We start from the raw sequence: 15,215 nt of genomic DNA on the forward strand, positions 1-15,215 counted from the left end.
AACGGACCCGCACCCGAAAGTCAGCCGATCCGCCCCGGATCATCCGCCGCAGCCGCCGGCAACGCGGCGCGAGGCCGCTGCCACCCGCGAGAGCCCCGCGCCCGCAACCACGCCGTCATATCGTCCGCAGGCATCGCCGCAGCGACCAGCCACCCCTGCACCGCGTCACACCCCAGATCCCGCAACCGCTCCCACGTCTCGTCGTCCTCAACCCCCTCCGCCACGACGAGCAGCCCAAGGGAATGCGCCAGATCAACGGTGCAGCGCACAATCTCCGCGTCCTCGTTGTCCACCGCGAGCCGCGCCACGAACGACCGGTCGATCTTCAACTCGCTGACCGGCAGCCGCCGTAGATGCACCAGGGACGAGTACCCCGTACCGAAGTCGTCGAGAGACATCTTCACGCCGTGGCCGGTCAGCCCGTTGAGGGTGTCGGCGGCGCGCTGGGGGTCCTCCAGGAGGACGTGTTCCGTGATCTCCAGTTGGAGGGAGCCCGCCGGGACGCCGTGCCGGGCGAGGCGTGCGGCGACCGAGCCCGCGAAGCCGGGGGTGTGGACGTCGCGCGGGGAGACGTTCACCGCGACCGGCACGAACAGGCCCTGGGCCCGCCATCTGGCGACCTGGGCGAGCGCCGTGTCGAGCACGTACTCCGTCAGGTGGGGCATCAGCCCGGACGACTCGGCGATCGCTATGAACTCGTCCGGCGGCACCTTCCCGCGCTCGGGATGCACCCACCGCACCAGCGCCTCCAGGCCCGCGACCTGACCGTCGAATTGGACCTTGGGCTGGTAGTGCAGCTGCACCTCGTGCGCGTCGAGCGCCCGGCGCAGATCCCCCAACAGGCCCAGCCGGTCGGGGGTGTTGGAGTCCCGCTTGGACTCGTAGACCTCTACGCCCGTGCGGTCCCGCTTCGCCTGGTACATCGCGACGTCGGCCCGGCGCAGCAGTCCCTCGGCGTCGAGGGCGTGGTCGGGGAAGACGGCGACGCCCGCGCTGGCCTCCAGGACGAGGGTGAGCCCGTCGAGGTCGAGCGGGGAGCTGAGCGCCGAGACGAGGTTGCGGGCGACCCGGGTCGCGGACGTGGTGGAGTCGGCGACGGGCAGCAGAACGGCGAACTCGTCACCGCCGAGCCGCGCGGCCTCCGCCCCGCGCGGCAACGCCACCCGCAGCCGGTCGGCTATCTGCAACAGCAGCCGGTCACCGGCGAGATGGCCCAGGGTGTCGTTGACCGATCGAAACCGGTCGAGGTCGATCAGCATGAGGGCGGCCTTGGCACCGATGCGCTCGGCGTCGTCCAGGGCGGTCCAGATGCGCTCCAGGAGCCACTGCCGGTTGGGCAGCCCGGTGAGGGGGTCGCGCAGTTGCTCCTCGGCCCTGGCCCGGGCCATCCACAGAGTGGAGTCGAGGGCGATCAGCGGGATCGAGAACAGGGGCAGCAGGACCGGCTGCGCTACGGCGACCACACAGATCAGCGGGGCTATGCCGAGCAGGGCGACCGCCATGAGGCCCTGTCTGAGCAGGGCGGTGCGGGCGACGGTGGGCAGTCCGCCGTGGCGCGGGGCGTGCAGGTACCAGAGCAGGGTGCGGGTCACCGCGAGGTAGGCGACGGCGACCAGGACCACTTCGGGGGCGGTGTAGACGGTCCAGGTGTCGGGGTTCCAGGGCTTCTCGACGGACGGCACCCGGCCGAAGGCGCCCAGCACGAGTGCTCCGGCGGCTATGCCGAGGATGTCCACCGCGCCGTGCAGCACGCCTTGGCGCCAGCGGTTGCGCCGGGCTATGCCGACCAGGACGACGACGGTGAGGCTGACCATGCCGGCGGCGACCCAGCCGTAGAGCAGCAGGACGCCGAGGGTGAGGGCGGCGCCGGAGCCGGTGCCGCCCCACCAGCGGGCGCGGCCGAGGGCGACGAGGTGGCCGACGATGATGCCGGTGAGGACGGCGAGCGACCAGCCGACCGTGCCGGACGGGAAGAGTGCGTGGTCGCCGGTGAACGCCCGGAAGAATCCGGCGCCGAGGACGAACCCGGCCGCGGCCACGACCGCCGTGGGCAGCGCGGGCCAGGTCAGATGGCGTTCGGGTTCGGCGCCCGGCATGCCCGGGGCGTGCTGGGCGGAGAGCGGTGCGGAGTGACGCGCGTCCGGTGTGGAGTACTGTCCGGTGGCGCGCGGCTGTGTCGCGCCCGGACGCTCCACGGGGCGCGCACCCCAACGACTCCCCCGCCAGGCGCCGGTGAGCCGGCGCAGGAGTGAGTCCGGGGGGGCGCTCTCGGTCGGTTCCATTCCCGTCCCTCTCACAGCCGGCGGTGCCCACGCCACGCGGTCCGATGCCCGACTTCCATCAACGGCACCGCGTTTGGAAAACCCTTCCCCTTGCTCACCAAGAGCAGGGGGTTGCCCCAACCGCAGCTGGGCACGGCAGGTGCACACCTCAACAGTAGGCCGCAGAAGGCTTCCACGGGCACCGGTCGTAGACGGTTGCCCGAATGCGACCCGGCCACCCGTATGCATCTGGTATGCGCCGATCGGGTGGCCTTCAACCGCTGCTCCTCGCTACTCCTCGACCGGAAGCGCGACTTCGGCGGCCGCCTCGGGCCCCTGTTCCAACAGGACCGTGAAGCCGTCCTCGTTCAGAACAGGCACCTTGACCTGCATCGCCTTGTCGTACTTCGAACCAGGATTGTCACCTACGACAACGAAAGAGGTCTTCTTCGAAACAGAACCGGTCACTTTCGCTCCCCGGCTCTGCAGGGCGTCCTTCGCCCCGTCCCGCGTGAAGTGTTCGAGTGTGCCGGTGACGACCACGGTCAGCCCTTCGAGCGGACGCGGGCCCTCGTCCTCGCCGGACCCCTCGTCCTCCATGCGAACACCGGCGGCCCGCCACTTGCGGAGGATCTCCTGGTGCCAGTCCTCGGCGAACCACTCCTTGAGCGAGGCGGCGATGATGGCGCCGACGCCGGCGGTGTCCGCCAACTCCTTCTCGGTGGCCTGCTCGATACGCTCGATCGAGCGGAACTCGCGGGCCAGCGCCTCGGCCGCGACCGGGCCGACATGACGGATCGACAGGCCGGTGAGGATGCGGGCGAGCGGGCGGTCCTTGGCCGCCGCGATGGTCTCCAGCATCGCGAGCGCGTTCTTCTTGGGCTCGCCCTGCTGGTTGGCGAAGACCGTCGCGATCTTCTCCTCGCCGGTCTTCGGGTCGCGCTTGGGCAGCCCGCTGTCCTGGTCGAGGACGTACGCCTTGATGGGCAGCAACTGCTCGATGGTGAGCCCGAACAGGTCGCCCTCGTCCTTCAGCGGCGGGTCCGCCGGCTCCAGCGGCTTGGTGAGGGCGGCGGCCGACACATAGCCGAAGTGGTCGATGTCGAGCGCCTTGCGGCCCGCGAGGTAGAAGAGGCGCTCCCTCAACTGGGCAGGGCACGTACGGGCGTTCGGGCAGCGGAGGTCGATGTCGCCCTCCTTCATCGGCCGCAGCGGCGTACCGCACTCGGGGCACTCGGCCGGCATCACGAACTCCCGCTCGCTGCCGTCGCGCAGGTCGGCGACCGGGCCGAGGATCTCCGGGATGACGTCACCGGCCTTGCGCAGCACCACCGTGTCGCCGATGAGGACGCCCTTGGCCTTGACGACCTCCTGGTTGTGCAGCGTCGCGAACTCGACCTCCGAACCGGCCACCGTGACCGGCTCGACCTGGGCGTACGGCGTGACCCGGCCCGTACGGCCCACACCCACACGGATGTTGACCAGCTTGGTGTTGACCTCCTCGGGCGCGTACTTCCACGCGATCGCCCAGCGCGGGGCGCGGGAGGTGGAGCCGAGCCGCCCCTGGAGGGGGATCTCGTCGAGCTTGACGACGACGCCGTCGATCTCGTGCGCCACGGAGTGACGGTTCTCGCCGTAGTACCTGATGAACTCCCGTACGCCGTCGAGGTCGTCGACGACCTTGTTGTGCGGGGAGGTGGGCAGGCCCCAGGTCTTCAGGAGGTCGTAGGCCTCGGAGAGGCGGGTGAGGGGGTCGAAGCCCTCCAGGGCGCCGATGCCGTGCACGACCATGTGCAGCGGGCGGGTGGCGGTGACGCGCGGGTCCTTCTGGCGGAGTGAACCCGCCGCCGCGTTACGGGGGTTGGCGAAGGGCTTGTCGCCGGCCTCGACCAGCCGGGCGTTCAGCTCCTCGAACTTCTCCATCGGGAAGTAGACCTCGCCGCGGATCTCCACGAGGTCGGGCACGCGCTCGCCGGTCAGCCGGTCCGGGATCTCCGCGATCGTACGGACGTTGGGCGTGATGTCCTCGCCCGTACGGCCGTCACCGCGGGTCGCCGCGCGCGTGAGGCGGCCCTGCTCATACGTCAGGTTGACGGCGAGGCCGTCGACCTTCAGCTCGCACAGGAAGTGGTAGTCGGAGGTGCCGACGTCCTTGTGGACGCGCTCGGCCCAGGCCGCCAACTCCAGGTCGTCGAAGGCGTTGTCCAGGGAGAGCATCCGCGAGCGGTGGACGACGGAGGTGAACTCCGTCTCGTACGCCCCCGCGACCTTCTGCGTCGGAGAGTCGGGCGTGCGCAGCTCGGGGTGCTCCTCCTCCAACGCCTCCAGGGCGCGCAGGAGTTTGTCGAAGTCCGCGTCGCTGACGACCGGAGCGTCGTTCACGTAGTACCGGAAGCGGTGCTCCTCGATCTGCTCAGCGAGCTGCGCGTGCTTCTCCCGTGCCTCTGCGGGCACCGTCGTCTCCGCCTGCCTGTCGCCGGCCACCGTGTTGTCCTTCCGTCACTCAGGGTTGTCCGCGAGGGATCTCGCCGCCCGGACGCAGTGGGCGAGAGCATGGCGCGCGTACTCGGGAGAAGCCCCCGCGAGTCCGCACGACGGGGTGATCGTGACCGCCTCCGCGAGCAGTCCCGGTCGCAGCCCCAGCCTGCGCCACAGCGTCCTGACACCCATGACGCTACCGGCAGGGTCTGACAATGCCGTGTCCGTGCCCGGCACGACACCGGCGAAGAGCCGCGTGCCCGCCTCGACCGCCTCGCCGATCACGTCGTCGTCACGCTCGGTGAGGAGCGAGAAGTCGAAGGACACCGCTGCCGCACCCGCCCGGCGCAGCAGGGCGAACGGCACGTCCGGTGCGCAGGAGTGGACGACGACCGGGCCGTTCTGGTGCACCCCGACGACCTCGCGGAGCGTGTCCTCGACGAGTTGGCGGTCGACGGCGCGGTGGGTGCGGTAGCCGCTGGCGGATCTGACATGTCCGCGCAGGACGGCCATGAGGGACGGTTCGTCGAGTTGCACCACGATCTGGGCGCCGGGGACGCGGCGTTGTACGTCGGCGAGGTGGTTGCGCAGCCCCTCGGCGAGCGAGCCCGCGAGGTCCCGGCCGGCCCCGAGGTCGGAGAGCACGGATTCGCCGTTCCTCAACTCCAGGCCGGCAGCGAGGGTCCAGGGCCCCACGGCCTGCACCTTGAGCGGGCCCTCGTACCCCTGCGTGAACTCCTCGAAGGCGTCGAGGTCCTCCCCCAGCCACGCCCACGCCCGCTTCGTGTCCCGACCCGGCCGGTCCCCGATCCGCCAACCGCTGGGCTCCACGCGCGCGTACACCTCGACGAGCAGCCCGGCGGTCCGGCCGATCATGTCCGCGCCGGGTCCCCGGGCAGGCAGCTCGGGCAGGAACGGGAAGTCCTCGAAGGCGCCGGTCGCGGTCTTCGCGGCCTCGCGGGCGTCAACACCGGGGAGTGAACCGACACCGGTGGCGGGACCGAAGCTGAACTGGCTGTTGTTGCTCACCCCGGAAGACTACGGAACCCTCCGGGGGTGTGGCGGCGACCCTGGGGGCTCCGCCCCCAGACCCCGGCCTTTGCCCACCCACCACCCGTTTACTGTCGGTCAAAAGGCGAACCTTTCAAGCAACCGAGTCGGGTGGTGGGTGGGCAAAGGCCCGGGGGTCCAGGGGGCGGAGCCCCTTGGCGGGGTCTGGGGCGGAGCCCCGGGAGGCAACCTCAGCGGCCCGGTCGCACCGTCAGGTCGTTGACCTCCGCGTCCCCCGGCAGGTCGATCGCCATGAGGATCGTCGTCGCGACCGACTCGGGGTCGATCCACTGGGAGGGGTCGTACTGCTTGCCCTCCTGTTGGTGGACCTTGGCCTGCATGGGGCTGGCGGTGCGGCCGGGGTAGACCGAGGTGACGCGGACGCCGTTGGGGTGTTCCTCGTGACGCAGGGAGTCCGCCAGGGCCTTCAGGCCGTGCTTGGAGGCGGCGTACGCGGACCAGTCGGCGCTCGCCCGCAGGCCCGCGCCGGAGTTCACGAAGAGGACGTGGCCGCCGGACACCCGGAGTTGGGGCAGGAAGTGGCGGGTCAGTTCGGCAGGGGCGATCAGGTTCACGTTGAGCTGGTGACGCCACGTCTTGGGGGTGAGGTCGCCCACCGGGCCGAGGTCGACCACTCCGGCGATGTGCAGGAGCGTGTCCACCCGGTCGGGCAGGATCTGGTGCGAGAACGCCCAGCTGAGCCGCTCGGGGTCCGCGAGGTCGCCGACCAGGGTGCTCGCCCCGGGGTACTCCCCCGCCAGTTCCTTCGCGCGGCCCGCGTCGCGCGCGTGGAGCACGAGTTCGTCCCCGCGCGCGTGCAGCCGGCGGGCGACGGCCGCGCCGATGCCGGAACCGGCCCCGGTGATCACATGTGTAGCCATGCCCGCCATGCTCGCATCACCGCATGCCGAGCGATTCTTCCAGGTAGGCCAGCGCCCCCACCGGCTCGTCCGCGAAGAACACCAGGTCGGTGAGCGGGACGGGCAGGAACCCCTCGTCCTCCATGCGCCGGAACTGCGTCTTCAGGCCGTCGTAGAAGCCCGCCGTGTTGAGCAGCACCACCGGCTTGTCGGTGTGGCCGTGCTTCTTCAGCTCCAGGATCTCCGTCGCCTCGTCCAGCGTCCCGGTGCCGCCCACCATGACGACCACGGCGTCGGCCTTCTCCAGGAGCAGCTTCTTGCGTTCGGCGAGGTCGCCCGCGATCACCATCTCGTCGGCGTCCGCCCGCGCGGAGGCCGCAAGGAAGGTCACCGAGACGCCCACCAGCCGTCCACCGGCGGCCTGTACGCCGTCGGCGACCACCTTCATCAGCCCGGACTCTGAACCGCCCCACACGAGGGTGTGCCCGCCCTTGCCGAGCAGTTCCGCGAACTCCCGCGCGGGGCGCGTGTAGCGCTCGTCCAGGTCGGCGGCGGAGAGAAAGACACAGATCTTCATGTCGTCACCGTACGGGGGAAGAACCTGGGGTCCGCGAGTGCTTTTCCGGTATGGCTGAAGGACACACGATCACGATCGAGCAGGGCGACCGGCCAGTCCGCGTCGTCCACGGCGACCAGGTGCTGGCGGAGACCGACCGACCCCTCGTCCTCAGGGAGACCGGCTGTCCCGTGCGGTACTACCTCCCCCCGGAGGACGTACGACTGGACCTGTTGACCCCCTCCGAGACCCACACCCACTGCCCCTTCAAGGGCGACGCGTCGTACTGGTCGCTCCCGGACGCGGCCGACCTGGTGTGGGCGTACCCCGAGCCCAAGCCCGACGTCGCGCAGATCAAGGACCACCTGTGCTTCTACGAAGTAGAAGTGTTGTGACCGATTAGTCGTCCGTCCTGCGGCAGTCTCCATGGCATGGACAAGAAGACTGTTTCGCGCGATGGCACTGCCATCGCGTACGAGCGCATCGGTGCGGGTCCGCCCGTCGTCCTGGTGGGTGGCGCGATGACGACGGGCGACGGGCTGCTGCCGCTCGCGGCACAGCTCGCGCACCGGTTCCAGGCCGTTCCGTACGACCGCCGGGGTCGTGGCGCCAGTGGCGACACGGCCCCGTTCGCCGTCGCCCGTGAGGTGGAGGACCTCGCGGCCCTGATCGACGCCGTGGGCGGCAGCGCGGCCCTGTACGGCCACTCCTCGGGCGCCGCGCTGGTCCTGCACGCGGCGGCGAGCGGCCTGCCGGTCACCGAAGTCGCCCTGTACGAGCCGCCGTTCGCCCTGGACGCGAGCGGCGCCAAGGAGCGCGCGGAGTACACCGAGCGGCTGACGGAACTGCTCGCCGAGGGACGCCGCGGTGACGCCGTCGAGCTGTTCATGGCGCTCACCGGCGCGCCCCCGGAGATGATCGAGGGCGCCCGCCGCTCCCCCATGTGGTCCGGCATGGAGGCCATCGCCCCCACCCTCGCCTACGACGACGCGGCCATGGGGGATGGGTTGGTGCCGGCGGAGCGGCTGGCGTCGCTGTCCGTGCCGGTGCTCACCATCGCGGGCGGCGCGAGTGCCGAGTGGATGCGGGAGGCCGCGCGGGCCGTGGCGGACGCGGCGCCGGACGGGACGTATCGCAGTCTGGACGGTCAGACCCACATGGTGGACCCGACCGTCCTCGCCCCGTTGCTGGTGGAGTTCTTCACGCGGTGACCCCGGAGGGTCACGCCATCGCCGTCGCCGCGCGCGTGGTCGTCGCGATCGTCGCCGACCCCACCACGCGCGTGTCGTCGTAGAGCACGATCGCCTGGCCGGGGGCCACGCCCCGTACCGGCTCGGTGAACGCGACCTCCAGGGTGTCGTCGACGAGTTCGGCGGTCACCTCGGTCTCGCCGCCGTGGGCGCGGAGTTGGGCGGTGTAGGTGCCGGGGCCGGTGGGCGCCGTGCCGCACCAGCGGGGCTTGACGGCGGTGAGGCCGCTGACGTCCAGGGAGGCGGCCGGGCCGACCGTCACCGTGTTGTCGACCGGGGAGATGTCCAGGACGTAGCGCGGCTTGCCGTCGGCGGCCGGGGTGCCGATGCGCAGGCCCTTGCGCTGGCCGATGGTGAAGCCGTACGCGCCCTCGTGCGAGCCGACGACGGAGCCGGACTCGTCGACGATGTCGCCCTCGGCCTTGCCGAGGCGGTCGGCGAGGAAGCCCTGGGTGTCGCCGTCGGCGATGAAGCAGATGTCGTGCGAGTCGGGCTTCTTGGCGACCGCGAGGTTGCGGCGCTCGGCCTCGGCGCGGATCTCGTCCTTCGTCGTCACGGTGTCGCCGAGCGGGAACAGGGCGTGCGCGAGCTGCCGCTCGTCCAGGACGCCGAGGACGTACGACTGGTCCTTGGCCATGTCGGAGGCGCGGTGCAGTTCGCGGCTGCCGTCCTCGTTCACGATCACCTGGGCGTAGTGGCCGGTGCAGACGGCGTCGAAGCCGAGCGCGAGGGCCTTGTCGAGGAGCGCGGCGAACTTGATCTTCTCGTTGCAGCGCAGGCAGGGGTTCGGGGTGCGGCCGGCCTCGTACTCGGCGACGAAGTCCTCGACGACGTCCTCGCGGAAACGGTCGGCGAGGTCCCAGACGTAGAAGGGGATGCCGATGACGTCGGCGGCGCGGCGGGCGTCCCGGGAGTCCTCGATCGTGCAACAGCCACGCGCGCCCGTGCGGAACGATTGCGGGTTCGCGGAGAGCGCGAGGTGGACGCCGGTCACGTCGTGGCCGGCTTCGGCGGCGCGGGCGGCGGCGACGGCGGAGTCGACCCCGCCGGACATGGCGGCGAGTACGCGAAGGGGACGGGGGCGCTGCGAGGTCTCAGTCATAACCCTTCCAGGGTAAGGGGCATCGGGAACCGGGACCCGCGGGTATCCGTTGACGATCACATGGGGGATGCAGAAGAAGAGGTCGGGCAGACGAAGGGGCGGCGGCCCGGGCGGCGCGCGCTGCTCATCGGTGGTGCCGTGGCCGCCGTGGGGACGGCCGCGCTGGCGCGGGACGAGCTGTCGCGGCTGTGGTGGCGGCTGCCGGGGGTGGAGAGGCCGCGGACGCCGGGTGCGGTCGACTTCCGGGGTGCGGCGTGGGTGGCGGCGTCCTCGGCGAACTACCGGCGGGCGGACCGGCCCGACGACTACGCGATAGACCGGGTGGTCATCCATGTCACCCAGGGCAGCTACGGCAGTGCGGTGAAGGCCTTCGAGGACCCCGCGCACCAGGCCGCCGCGCACTACATCGTCCGCAAGGACGGGCACATCACGCAGATGATCCGCGAGCTGGACGTGGCCTTCCACGCGGGCAACCGGGAGTACAACGAACGCAGTGTCGGCATCGAGCACGAGGGCTTCGTGGAGCGGGCGTCGTCGTTCACGGACGCGATGTACGCGGCCTCGGCGCGGCTGACGGCGGAGATATGCGGGCGGTACGGAATTCCTGTGGACCGGAAGCATGTCATCGGGCACGTGGAGGTGCCGGGGACCGATCACACGGACCCGGGGCGGTACTGGGACTGGGACCGGTACATGGCACTCGTAAGGCGGGCACATCGGACGCAAGTGTGATGCTGGTCACATGCCGGTTTGGCTATGAGTCGTTTCAGTCACGGCGGGTGTCCGATGCGTCCCCCGCTCCGGATGTGACCTGGGGTACGCCAACTCGGCTTTCGGCCAAGGGGAGTTGGGGAGCTGTCGCGCACGCTTACCTTTCATAGATTGCTGTGCTGACTACTAACAACCCCCCAGTCTTTACACAGCCCTTAGGTCAAATCTCTGGCCCCATGACACACACCAGCGAGCCCGCGTCCGGAGAGAACAGAGACGCGAAGGGCAACCACCGCAAATCCATGGCCGAGAAGCGCGAGCACGGCAAGGACATCGCGGTCCGGGGCAAGGGAATGCACCGGCGCAAGTTCCTCGGCGGTATGGCCGGGGCCGGTATCGCGGCGGTCGTGGGGGCCGGGACGACGTTCTCCCTGCTGAGTGGCGCGGCGAAGAACAAGGCGTCCGCGGCGGACAGCACCCTGGTCATCCCGGACCTCCTGGAGGGCACGACCACCGACAGCACCACGACGTTCACCCTGGAGGCCAAGACCGGCACCGCCGAGGTGCTGAGCGGGGTCACCAGCGACACCATGGGCTACAACCAGTCGTTCCTCGGCCCCACCATGAAGTGGACCAACGGCGACACCGTCCTGCTGAACATCACCAACAGCCTGGGCGCGGACACCACCGTCCACTTCCACGGCGCCCACGTCCCGGCCAAGATGGACGGCGGCCCGCAGGTCGCCTTCTCCGACGGCACGACCTGGTCGCCCACGTTCACGGTCAAGGACCCGGCCACCACGCTCTGGTACCACCCGCACGCGCTGGGCACCACCGCCAAGCAGGCCGTGCACGGCCTGGCCGGGATGATCATCGTCGAGGACTCCACGGACGCGACCGCCGCCCTCCCCAGCGACTACGGCGTCGACGACGTCCCGCTGATCTTCCAGTGCCTCGCCGTCGACAGCGCCGGTGACATCAAGTACGACCTGACGGGCTACCTCAGCAGCGGTCTCAGCTACCCGCTGCTGCTCAACGGCACGAACGTCGACTCCACCACGCTCGGCTTCACGGCCACCAAGACCCGCACCCGGTTCCGGGCGCTGAACGCCTCGCCGTCGGACATCATCACCATCCAGCGCAGCGACGGCGGCACCCTCACCCAGATCTCCACCGACCAGGGTTATCTGACCGAGGCGACCGACGTCACGACCATCCGGCTGGTGGCCGGCGCCCGCGCCGAGTTCACGATGGACCTGTCGGCGGACGCCACGCTCCAGGCCGTCGTCACCACCGGCTGGGTCCGCGGCGGCAGCGGCACCTACGACGTCCTCGCGATCACCGCGAGCGGCACGGACACCCCGGACGACCTGCCGTCCACCCTCAACACCATCGACCGGTACGACACCAGCGACTTCACCGCCCGCACCATCACACTCGGCCAGAGCGGCACGACCATGCTGATCAACGGCTCGGCCGGCACGAGCATGTCGTCCATGGCGATGATCAGCACCACGGTGGGGGCCAAGGAAGTCTGGACGATCAAGAACAGCACCCAGCTGGAACACTCGTTCCATCTGCACGACGTGCCGTACCAGCTCATATCGATCAACGGCGAGACACCGACAGGGGTCGAACTCGGCTGGTACGACACCTACGAAGTGGTCGGTGGCGGCTCGATCGAGATCGCCATGGAGTTCACGGACTTCTCCGACGACACCTACATGTACATGCTCCACTGCCATCTCCTCCAACACGAGGACGAGGGCATGATGGCCGCCCTCATGGTGACGGACAGTTAGACGGCGCACGATGTCCCGGTGCCCGGCGTCGGCCTCCCCCGTGGATGCCGGACACCTCGAACCGGGGAGAGCCTGCGGGCTCTCCCCGGTTCTCCGTATGTCCGGGTCAGGTCAGCCCGGCGGCACGGGCCCGCTCCACCGCCGGCCCGATCGCCTTCGCGACCGCCTCCACGTCAGCCTCCGTGGAGGTGTGGCCGAGGGAGAAGCGCAGAGTGCCGCGGGCCAGGTCCGGATCGGTGCCGGTGGCGAGCAGGACGTGGCTGGGCTGGGCGACGCCCGCCGTGCAGGCCGAGCCGGTGGAGCACTCGATGCCCTGGGCGTCCAGGAGGAGGAGCAGGGAGTCGCCCTCACAACCCGGGAACGTGAAGTGGGCGTTGGCCGGGAGGCGGTCCACCGGGTCACCGCCGAGGATCGCGTCCGGAACCGCCGTACGGACGGCCGAGACGAGGTCGTCGCGCAGGGCGCCGATCTCGCGGGCGAACGACTCGCGCTGTTCGGCGGCCAGTCGGCCGGCGACCGCGAAGGAGGCGACGGCGGGGACGTCGAGGGTGCCGGAGCGGACATGGCGTTCCTGGCCGCCGCCGTGCAGGACGGGTACGGGGGTGTACTCGCGGCCCAGCAGCAGGGCGCCGATGCCGTACGGGCCGCCGATCTTGTGGCCGGAGACGGTCGCCGCGGCGAGGCCGGAGGCGGCGAAGTCGACGGGGACCTGACCGAAGGCCTGGACGGCGTCGGCATGCAGCGGGATGCCGAACTCGGCCGCCACATCGGCGAGTTCACGGACCGGCATGACCGTGCCGATCTCGTTGTTGGCCCACATCACGGTGGCGAGGGCCACGTCATCGGGGTTGCGGGCGATGGCCTCGCGCAGCACCTCGGGGTGGACACGGCCGTAGGAGTCGACCGGGAGGTACTCGACGGTGGCGCCCTCGTGTTCGCCCAGCCAGTGCACGGCGTCCAGGACGGCGTGGTGCTCGACGGGGCTGGCCAGGACGCGGGTGCGGGCCGGGTCGGCGTCGCGGCGGGACCAGTACAGGCCCTTCACCGCGAGGTTGTCGGCCTCGGTGCCGCCGGAGGTGAACACGACCTCGCTGGGGCGGGCGCCGAGCGCTTCGGCGAGGCCCTCCCGGGCCTCTTCGACCGTACGGCGGGCCCGTCGGCCGGAAGCGTGGAGGGAGGAGGCGTTGCCCGTGATGCTCAGGTGGGCCGTCATCGCCTCGACTGCCTCGGGGAGCATCGGGGTGGTCGCGGCGTGGTCGAGGTATGCCATGGTGACGCCGATTCTACGGGCCCCGGTGGGCGCCCCGGAGGGGCGGGCGGTCTGCCGCCGGACGGGGCGGTGGTGGCGCGGCTCGTCCCGGGCCGCTCGTCACCACATCCGTGTCGGTCGCATCCGGTGGCTCCCGGAAGGATCTCCGGTCGCTCCTAGAAGCTCCAGGAGAGTGTGCTGTCGATCTGCATGAAGGCGACGAGGACCAGCAGATCGGCGATGCCGAGTCCCAGGCCGAGGAAGGCACGGCCGCGGCGGGTGGTGCCGCGCCACAGTGCCGCGCCGGCCAGGGCGATGGCGATCGGGCCGAGGAACACGTTGAGCACGAGCAGGCCGACGAGGCCGAGGATGAAGGACGCGACGGCCATGCCGTCGGCGTCACGACGCCCGGTGGCCACGGCCTTGTTGGTGGTGGTGCTGGTTGCCGGTGCGGTGAGTTGCATGGTGGGTCAGCTCCCGATGATCGGGTGGACGAATGGGCGGACGGACGGGCGGACGGCGGTCAGTTGGCGGTCGTGCTGCCACGGCGGCCGTGCCGCTCGCGGAGCGCGAAGATGCCCAGCCATACGGCGATGACGGTGGCGGCGACGGCGGTGAAGGCGAGTGACGCGTGGGCCACGGTGCCCATCACGACGCCGAACAGCAGGAGCGCTACGACGAGGAACAGCATGGGATGGATCCCCCTCCGAGATGACTCTCGTTAAGTTTCGGTGAACGATTGTAGTAACACTTGTTCACTGACTTTGAGTCTAGCGTCTCCGGCGGCTTTTCAATTCCGGAGAACAGTTGTTAACTGGATGACATGAGTCACACTCTCGGCATCCGGCAGGTACAGAAGCAGAAGACCCGACAGGCGTTGCTGGACGCCGCGTTGGGGCTGCTGGAGGAGCAGAGCCTGAGCAGTCTGGGTCTGCGCGAGGTCACCCGTGCCGTGGGCGTGGCTCCGACCGCCTTCTACCGGCACTTCCGCTCGACGGCCGACCTCGGTACGGCGCTCGTCGAGGAGGCGCTGGGCAGTCTGCATCCGATGATCCGGCAGACGGTGGCCCCGGCGGACAGTGGCCAACGCATCGTGCGCGCGGTCGAGTTGATCGCCCACCACGTGGACACGCACCCGGCCCACGTCCGCTTCATCGCCCGCGAGCGGCACGGCGGGGTCCAGCCGGTACGGGAGGCCATCCGGGAGCAACTCGCCCGGTTCGCCGAGGAGGTGAAGGCCGAGCTGGCCAAGGACCCGGAGTCGAGCGGCTGGGACGACTCCGACCTGCTGATGCTGGCCCACCTCTATGTCGACCAGATGCTCATCACCGCCTCACTCTTCCTGGAGGCGCTGGAGGCCTCGGCCGAGGAGCGCGAGCGCGTGGCCCAACTCGCCGAACAGCAGATGCGGTTGATCAGCGTCGGCCGCAGGCACTGGCTCGGCTGAGCACCGAACCGGCAGCAGACATACGACGGGGGCGGCGCACCCGGTGTACGAGTGCGCCGCCCCCTGTCGTGCGGGAGTCGCGGTCAGCCCTGCTGCGGGGCCCCGCTCATCTGGCCGCCGCCCGGGCCGCCGCCGCACCCGCCGCCAGGGCCGCCGCCCTGGCCGCCTCCGCCGCCCGGACCACCGGTCGGCATGCCGGACGGGTTGCCGGTCGGCTGACCCGTCGGCTTGCCCGAGGCCGCGGCGCCCGTGGGCGCGCCGGACGGCGCACCGCTGGGCCGTACCGTGGAATTGCCGGTCGGCATGCCGGAGGCCGCGGAACAGGACTGTGTGGAACCGGAGTTGCCGCTGCCGGAGGACGACGAGTCGCTCGACCCGCAGGCCGCCAGGGCCAGGGGCGAGAGCGCCAGCAGGGCCACTGCGGGGATGAGACGCGCACGCTTCATGAG

15 protein-coding genes are annotated in these 15,215 nt (G+C 70.5%); 5 read left to right on the forward strand and 10 right to left on the reverse strand.

The features are described from left to right. Positions 1 to 20: 20 nt before the first annotated feature. The 5 genes from AB0I69_RS19740 to AB0I69_RS19760 form a co-directional block, all read right to left on the reverse strand. Positions 21 to 2,282, reverse strand: a complete 2,262-nt coding sequence (locus AB0I69_RS19740; RefSeq protein WP_363096907.1) for a bifunctional diguanylate cyclase/phosphodiesterase — start codon at positions 2,280 to 2,282, stop codon at positions 21 to 23. Positions 2,283 to 2,552: 270 nt separating this feature from the next. Beyond that, positions 2,553 to 4,745, reverse strand: a complete 2,193-nt coding sequence (gene ligA, locus AB0I69_RS19745) for an NAD-dependent DNA ligase LigA (protein WP_363096908.1) — start codon at positions 4,743 to 4,745, stop codon at positions 2,553 to 2,555. A 15-nt stretch (positions 4,746 to 4,760) separates the two neighbouring features. Then, complete coding sequence (locus AB0I69_RS19750; RefSeq protein ID WP_363096909.1) at positions 4,761 to 5,768, reverse strand: methionine synthase; 1,008 nt, start codon at positions 5,766 to 5,768, stop codon at positions 4,761 to 4,763. Between the two features lie 212 nt (positions 5,769 to 5,980). Beyond that, positions 5,981 to 6,679 (reverse strand): SDR family oxidoreductase, encoded by a 699-nt coding sequence (locus tag AB0I69_RS19755; protein ID WP_363096910.1) that lies wholly within the window; start codon positions 6,677 to 6,679, stop codon positions 5,981 to 5,983. 7 nt (positions 6,680 to 6,686) lie between these two features. Continuing rightward, positions 6,687 to 7,226 (reverse strand): TIGR00730 family Rossman fold protein, encoded by a 540-nt coding sequence (locus tag AB0I69_RS19760; protein ID WP_363096911.1) that lies wholly within the window; start codon positions 7,224 to 7,226, stop codon positions 6,687 to 6,689. A gap of 50 nt (positions 7,227 to 7,276) precedes the next feature. Here AB0I69_RS19760 and AB0I69_RS19765 point away from each other — a divergent pair, with 50 nt between their 5' ends. Both AB0I69_RS19765 and AB0I69_RS19770 read left to right on the forward strand, forming a co-directional pair. After that, complete coding sequence (locus tag AB0I69_RS19765; RefSeq protein WP_363096912.1) at positions 7,277 to 7,600, forward strand: DUF427 domain-containing protein; 324 nt, start codon at positions 7,277 to 7,279, stop codon at positions 7,598 to 7,600. Between the two features lie 36 nt (positions 7,601 to 7,636). Beyond that, a complete protein-coding gene (locus tag AB0I69_RS19770) occupies positions 7,637 to 8,416 on the forward strand; it encodes an alpha/beta hydrolase (protein WP_363096913.1) in 780 nt (259 codons plus the stop codon). A 10-nt stretch (positions 8,417 to 8,426) separates the two neighbouring features. Here the strand turns inward: AB0I69_RS19770 and mnmA are convergent, their stop codons facing one another. After that, a complete protein-coding gene (gene mnmA / locus AB0I69_RS19775) occupies positions 8,427 to 9,557 on the reverse strand; it encodes a tRNA 2-thiouridine(34) synthase MnmA (RefSeq protein WP_363096914.1) in 1,131 nt (376 codons plus the stop codon). 60 nt (positions 9,558 to 9,617) lie between these two features. Between mnmA and AB0I69_RS19780 the strand changes: the two genes are divergently transcribed. Together AB0I69_RS19780 and AB0I69_RS19785 are read left to right on the forward strand one after the other, a co-directional pair. Then, on the forward strand, positions 9,618 to 10,289 hold the full coding sequence (locus AB0I69_RS19780) for a peptidoglycan recognition family protein (RefSeq protein ID WP_363096915.1): 672 nt from the start codon (positions 9,618 to 9,620) through the stop codon (positions 10,287 to 10,289). Between the two features lie 215 nt (positions 10,290 to 10,504). Then, on the forward strand, positions 10,505 to 12,070 hold the full coding sequence (locus tag AB0I69_RS19785; protein WP_363096916.1) for a multicopper oxidase domain-containing protein: 1,566 nt from the start codon (positions 10,505 to 10,507) through the stop codon (positions 12,068 to 12,070). 106 nt (positions 12,071 to 12,176) lie between these two features. On the opposite strand, the gene AB0I69_RS19790 is transcribed toward AB0I69_RS19785, so the two are convergent. From AB0I69_RS19790 to AB0I69_RS19800, 3 genes are all read right to left on the reverse strand, one after another. Next, complete coding sequence (locus AB0I69_RS19790; protein ID WP_363096917.1) at positions 12,177 to 13,340, reverse strand: cysteine desulfurase family protein; 1,164 nt, start codon at positions 13,338 to 13,340, stop codon at positions 12,177 to 12,179. 155 nt (positions 13,341 to 13,495) lie between these two features. Then, positions 13,496 to 13,783 (reverse strand): DUF4190 domain-containing protein, encoded by a 288-nt coding sequence (locus AB0I69_RS19795; RefSeq protein ID WP_363096918.1) that lies wholly within the window; start codon positions 13,781 to 13,783, stop codon positions 13,496 to 13,498. A gap of 59 nt (positions 13,784 to 13,842) precedes the next feature. Continuing rightward, on the reverse strand, positions 13,843 to 14,010 hold the full coding sequence (locus AB0I69_RS19800; RefSeq protein WP_363096919.1) for a hypothetical protein: 168 nt from the start codon (positions 14,008 to 14,010) through the stop codon (positions 13,843 to 13,845). 132 nt (positions 14,011 to 14,142) lie between these two features. Between AB0I69_RS19800 and AB0I69_RS19805 the strand changes: the two genes are divergently transcribed. Next, positions 14,143 to 14,766, forward strand: a complete 624-nt coding sequence (locus AB0I69_RS19805; RefSeq protein WP_363096920.1) for a TetR family transcriptional regulator — start codon at positions 14,143 to 14,145, stop codon at positions 14,764 to 14,766. 83 nt (positions 14,767 to 14,849) lie between these two features. On the opposite strand, the gene AB0I69_RS19810 is transcribed toward AB0I69_RS19805, so the two are convergent. After that, positions 14,850 to 15,212, reverse strand: coding sequence for a hypothetical protein (locus AB0I69_RS19810; RefSeq protein WP_363096921.1), 363 nt, complete (start codon positions 15,210 to 15,212; stop codon positions 14,850 to 14,852). Positions 15,213 to 15,215: the final 3 nt, after the last annotated feature.

Origin of the sequence: Streptomyces sp. NPDC050508 (assembly GCF_040655155.1) — a bacterium.
GTDB lineage: Bacteria > Actinomycetota > Actinomycetes > Streptomycetales > Streptomycetaceae > Streptomyces.

What these genes read in the sequence shown, in the direction of transcription:
- AB0I69_RS19740 (WP_363096907.1), bottom strand. Translation starts at nt 2,282, where the DNA reads ATGGAACCGACCGAGAGCGCCCCCCCGGACTCACTCCTGCGCCGGCTC.
- AB0I69_RS19755 (WP_363096910.1), bottom strand. Translation starts at nt 6,679, where the DNA reads ATGGCGGGCATGGCTACACATGTGATCACCGGGGCCGGTTCCGGCATC.
- AB0I69_RS19760 (WP_363096911.1), bottom strand. Translation starts at nt 7,226, where the DNA reads ATGAAGATCTGTGTCTTTCTCTCCGCCGCCGACCTGGACGAGCGCTAC.
- AB0I69_RS19765 (WP_363096912.1), top strand. Translation starts at nt 7,277, where the DNA reads ATGGCTGAAGGACACACGATCACGATCGAGCAGGGCGACCGGCCAGTC.
- AB0I69_RS19770 (WP_363096913.1), top strand. Translation starts at nt 7,637, where the DNA reads ATGGACAAGAAGACTGTTTCGCGCGATGGCACTGCCATCGCGTACGAG.
- mnmA (WP_363096914.1), bottom strand. Translation starts at nt 9,557, where the DNA reads ATGACTGAGACCTCGCAGCGCCCCCGTCCCCTTCGCGTACTCGCCGCC.
- AB0I69_RS19780 (WP_363096915.1), top strand. Translation starts at nt 9,618, where the DNA reads ATGGGGGATGCAGAAGAAGAGGTCGGGCAGACGAAGGGGCGGCGGCCC.
- AB0I69_RS19785 (WP_363096916.1), top strand. Translation starts at nt 10,505, where the DNA reads ATGACACACACCAGCGAGCCCGCGTCCGGAGAGAACAGAGACGCGAAG.
- AB0I69_RS19790 (WP_363096917.1), bottom strand. Translation starts at nt 13,340, where the DNA reads ATGGCATACCTCGACCACGCCGCGACCACCCCGATGCTCCCCGAGGCA.
- AB0I69_RS19795 (WP_363096918.1), bottom strand. Translation starts at nt 13,783, where the DNA reads ATGCAACTCACCGCACCGGCAACCAGCACCACCACCAACAAGGCCGTG.
- AB0I69_RS19800 (WP_363096919.1), bottom strand. Translation starts at nt 14,010, where the DNA reads ATGCTGTTCCTCGTCGTAGCGCTCCTGCTGTTCGGCGTCGTGATGGGC.
- AB0I69_RS19805 (WP_363096920.1), top strand. Translation starts at nt 14,143, where the DNA reads ATGAGTCACACTCTCGGCATCCGGCAGGTACAGAAGCAGAAGACCCGA.
- AB0I69_RS19810 (WP_363096921.1), bottom strand. Translation starts at nt 15,212, where the DNA reads ATGAAGCGTGCGCGTCTCATCCCCGCAGTGGCCCTGCTGGCGCTCTCG.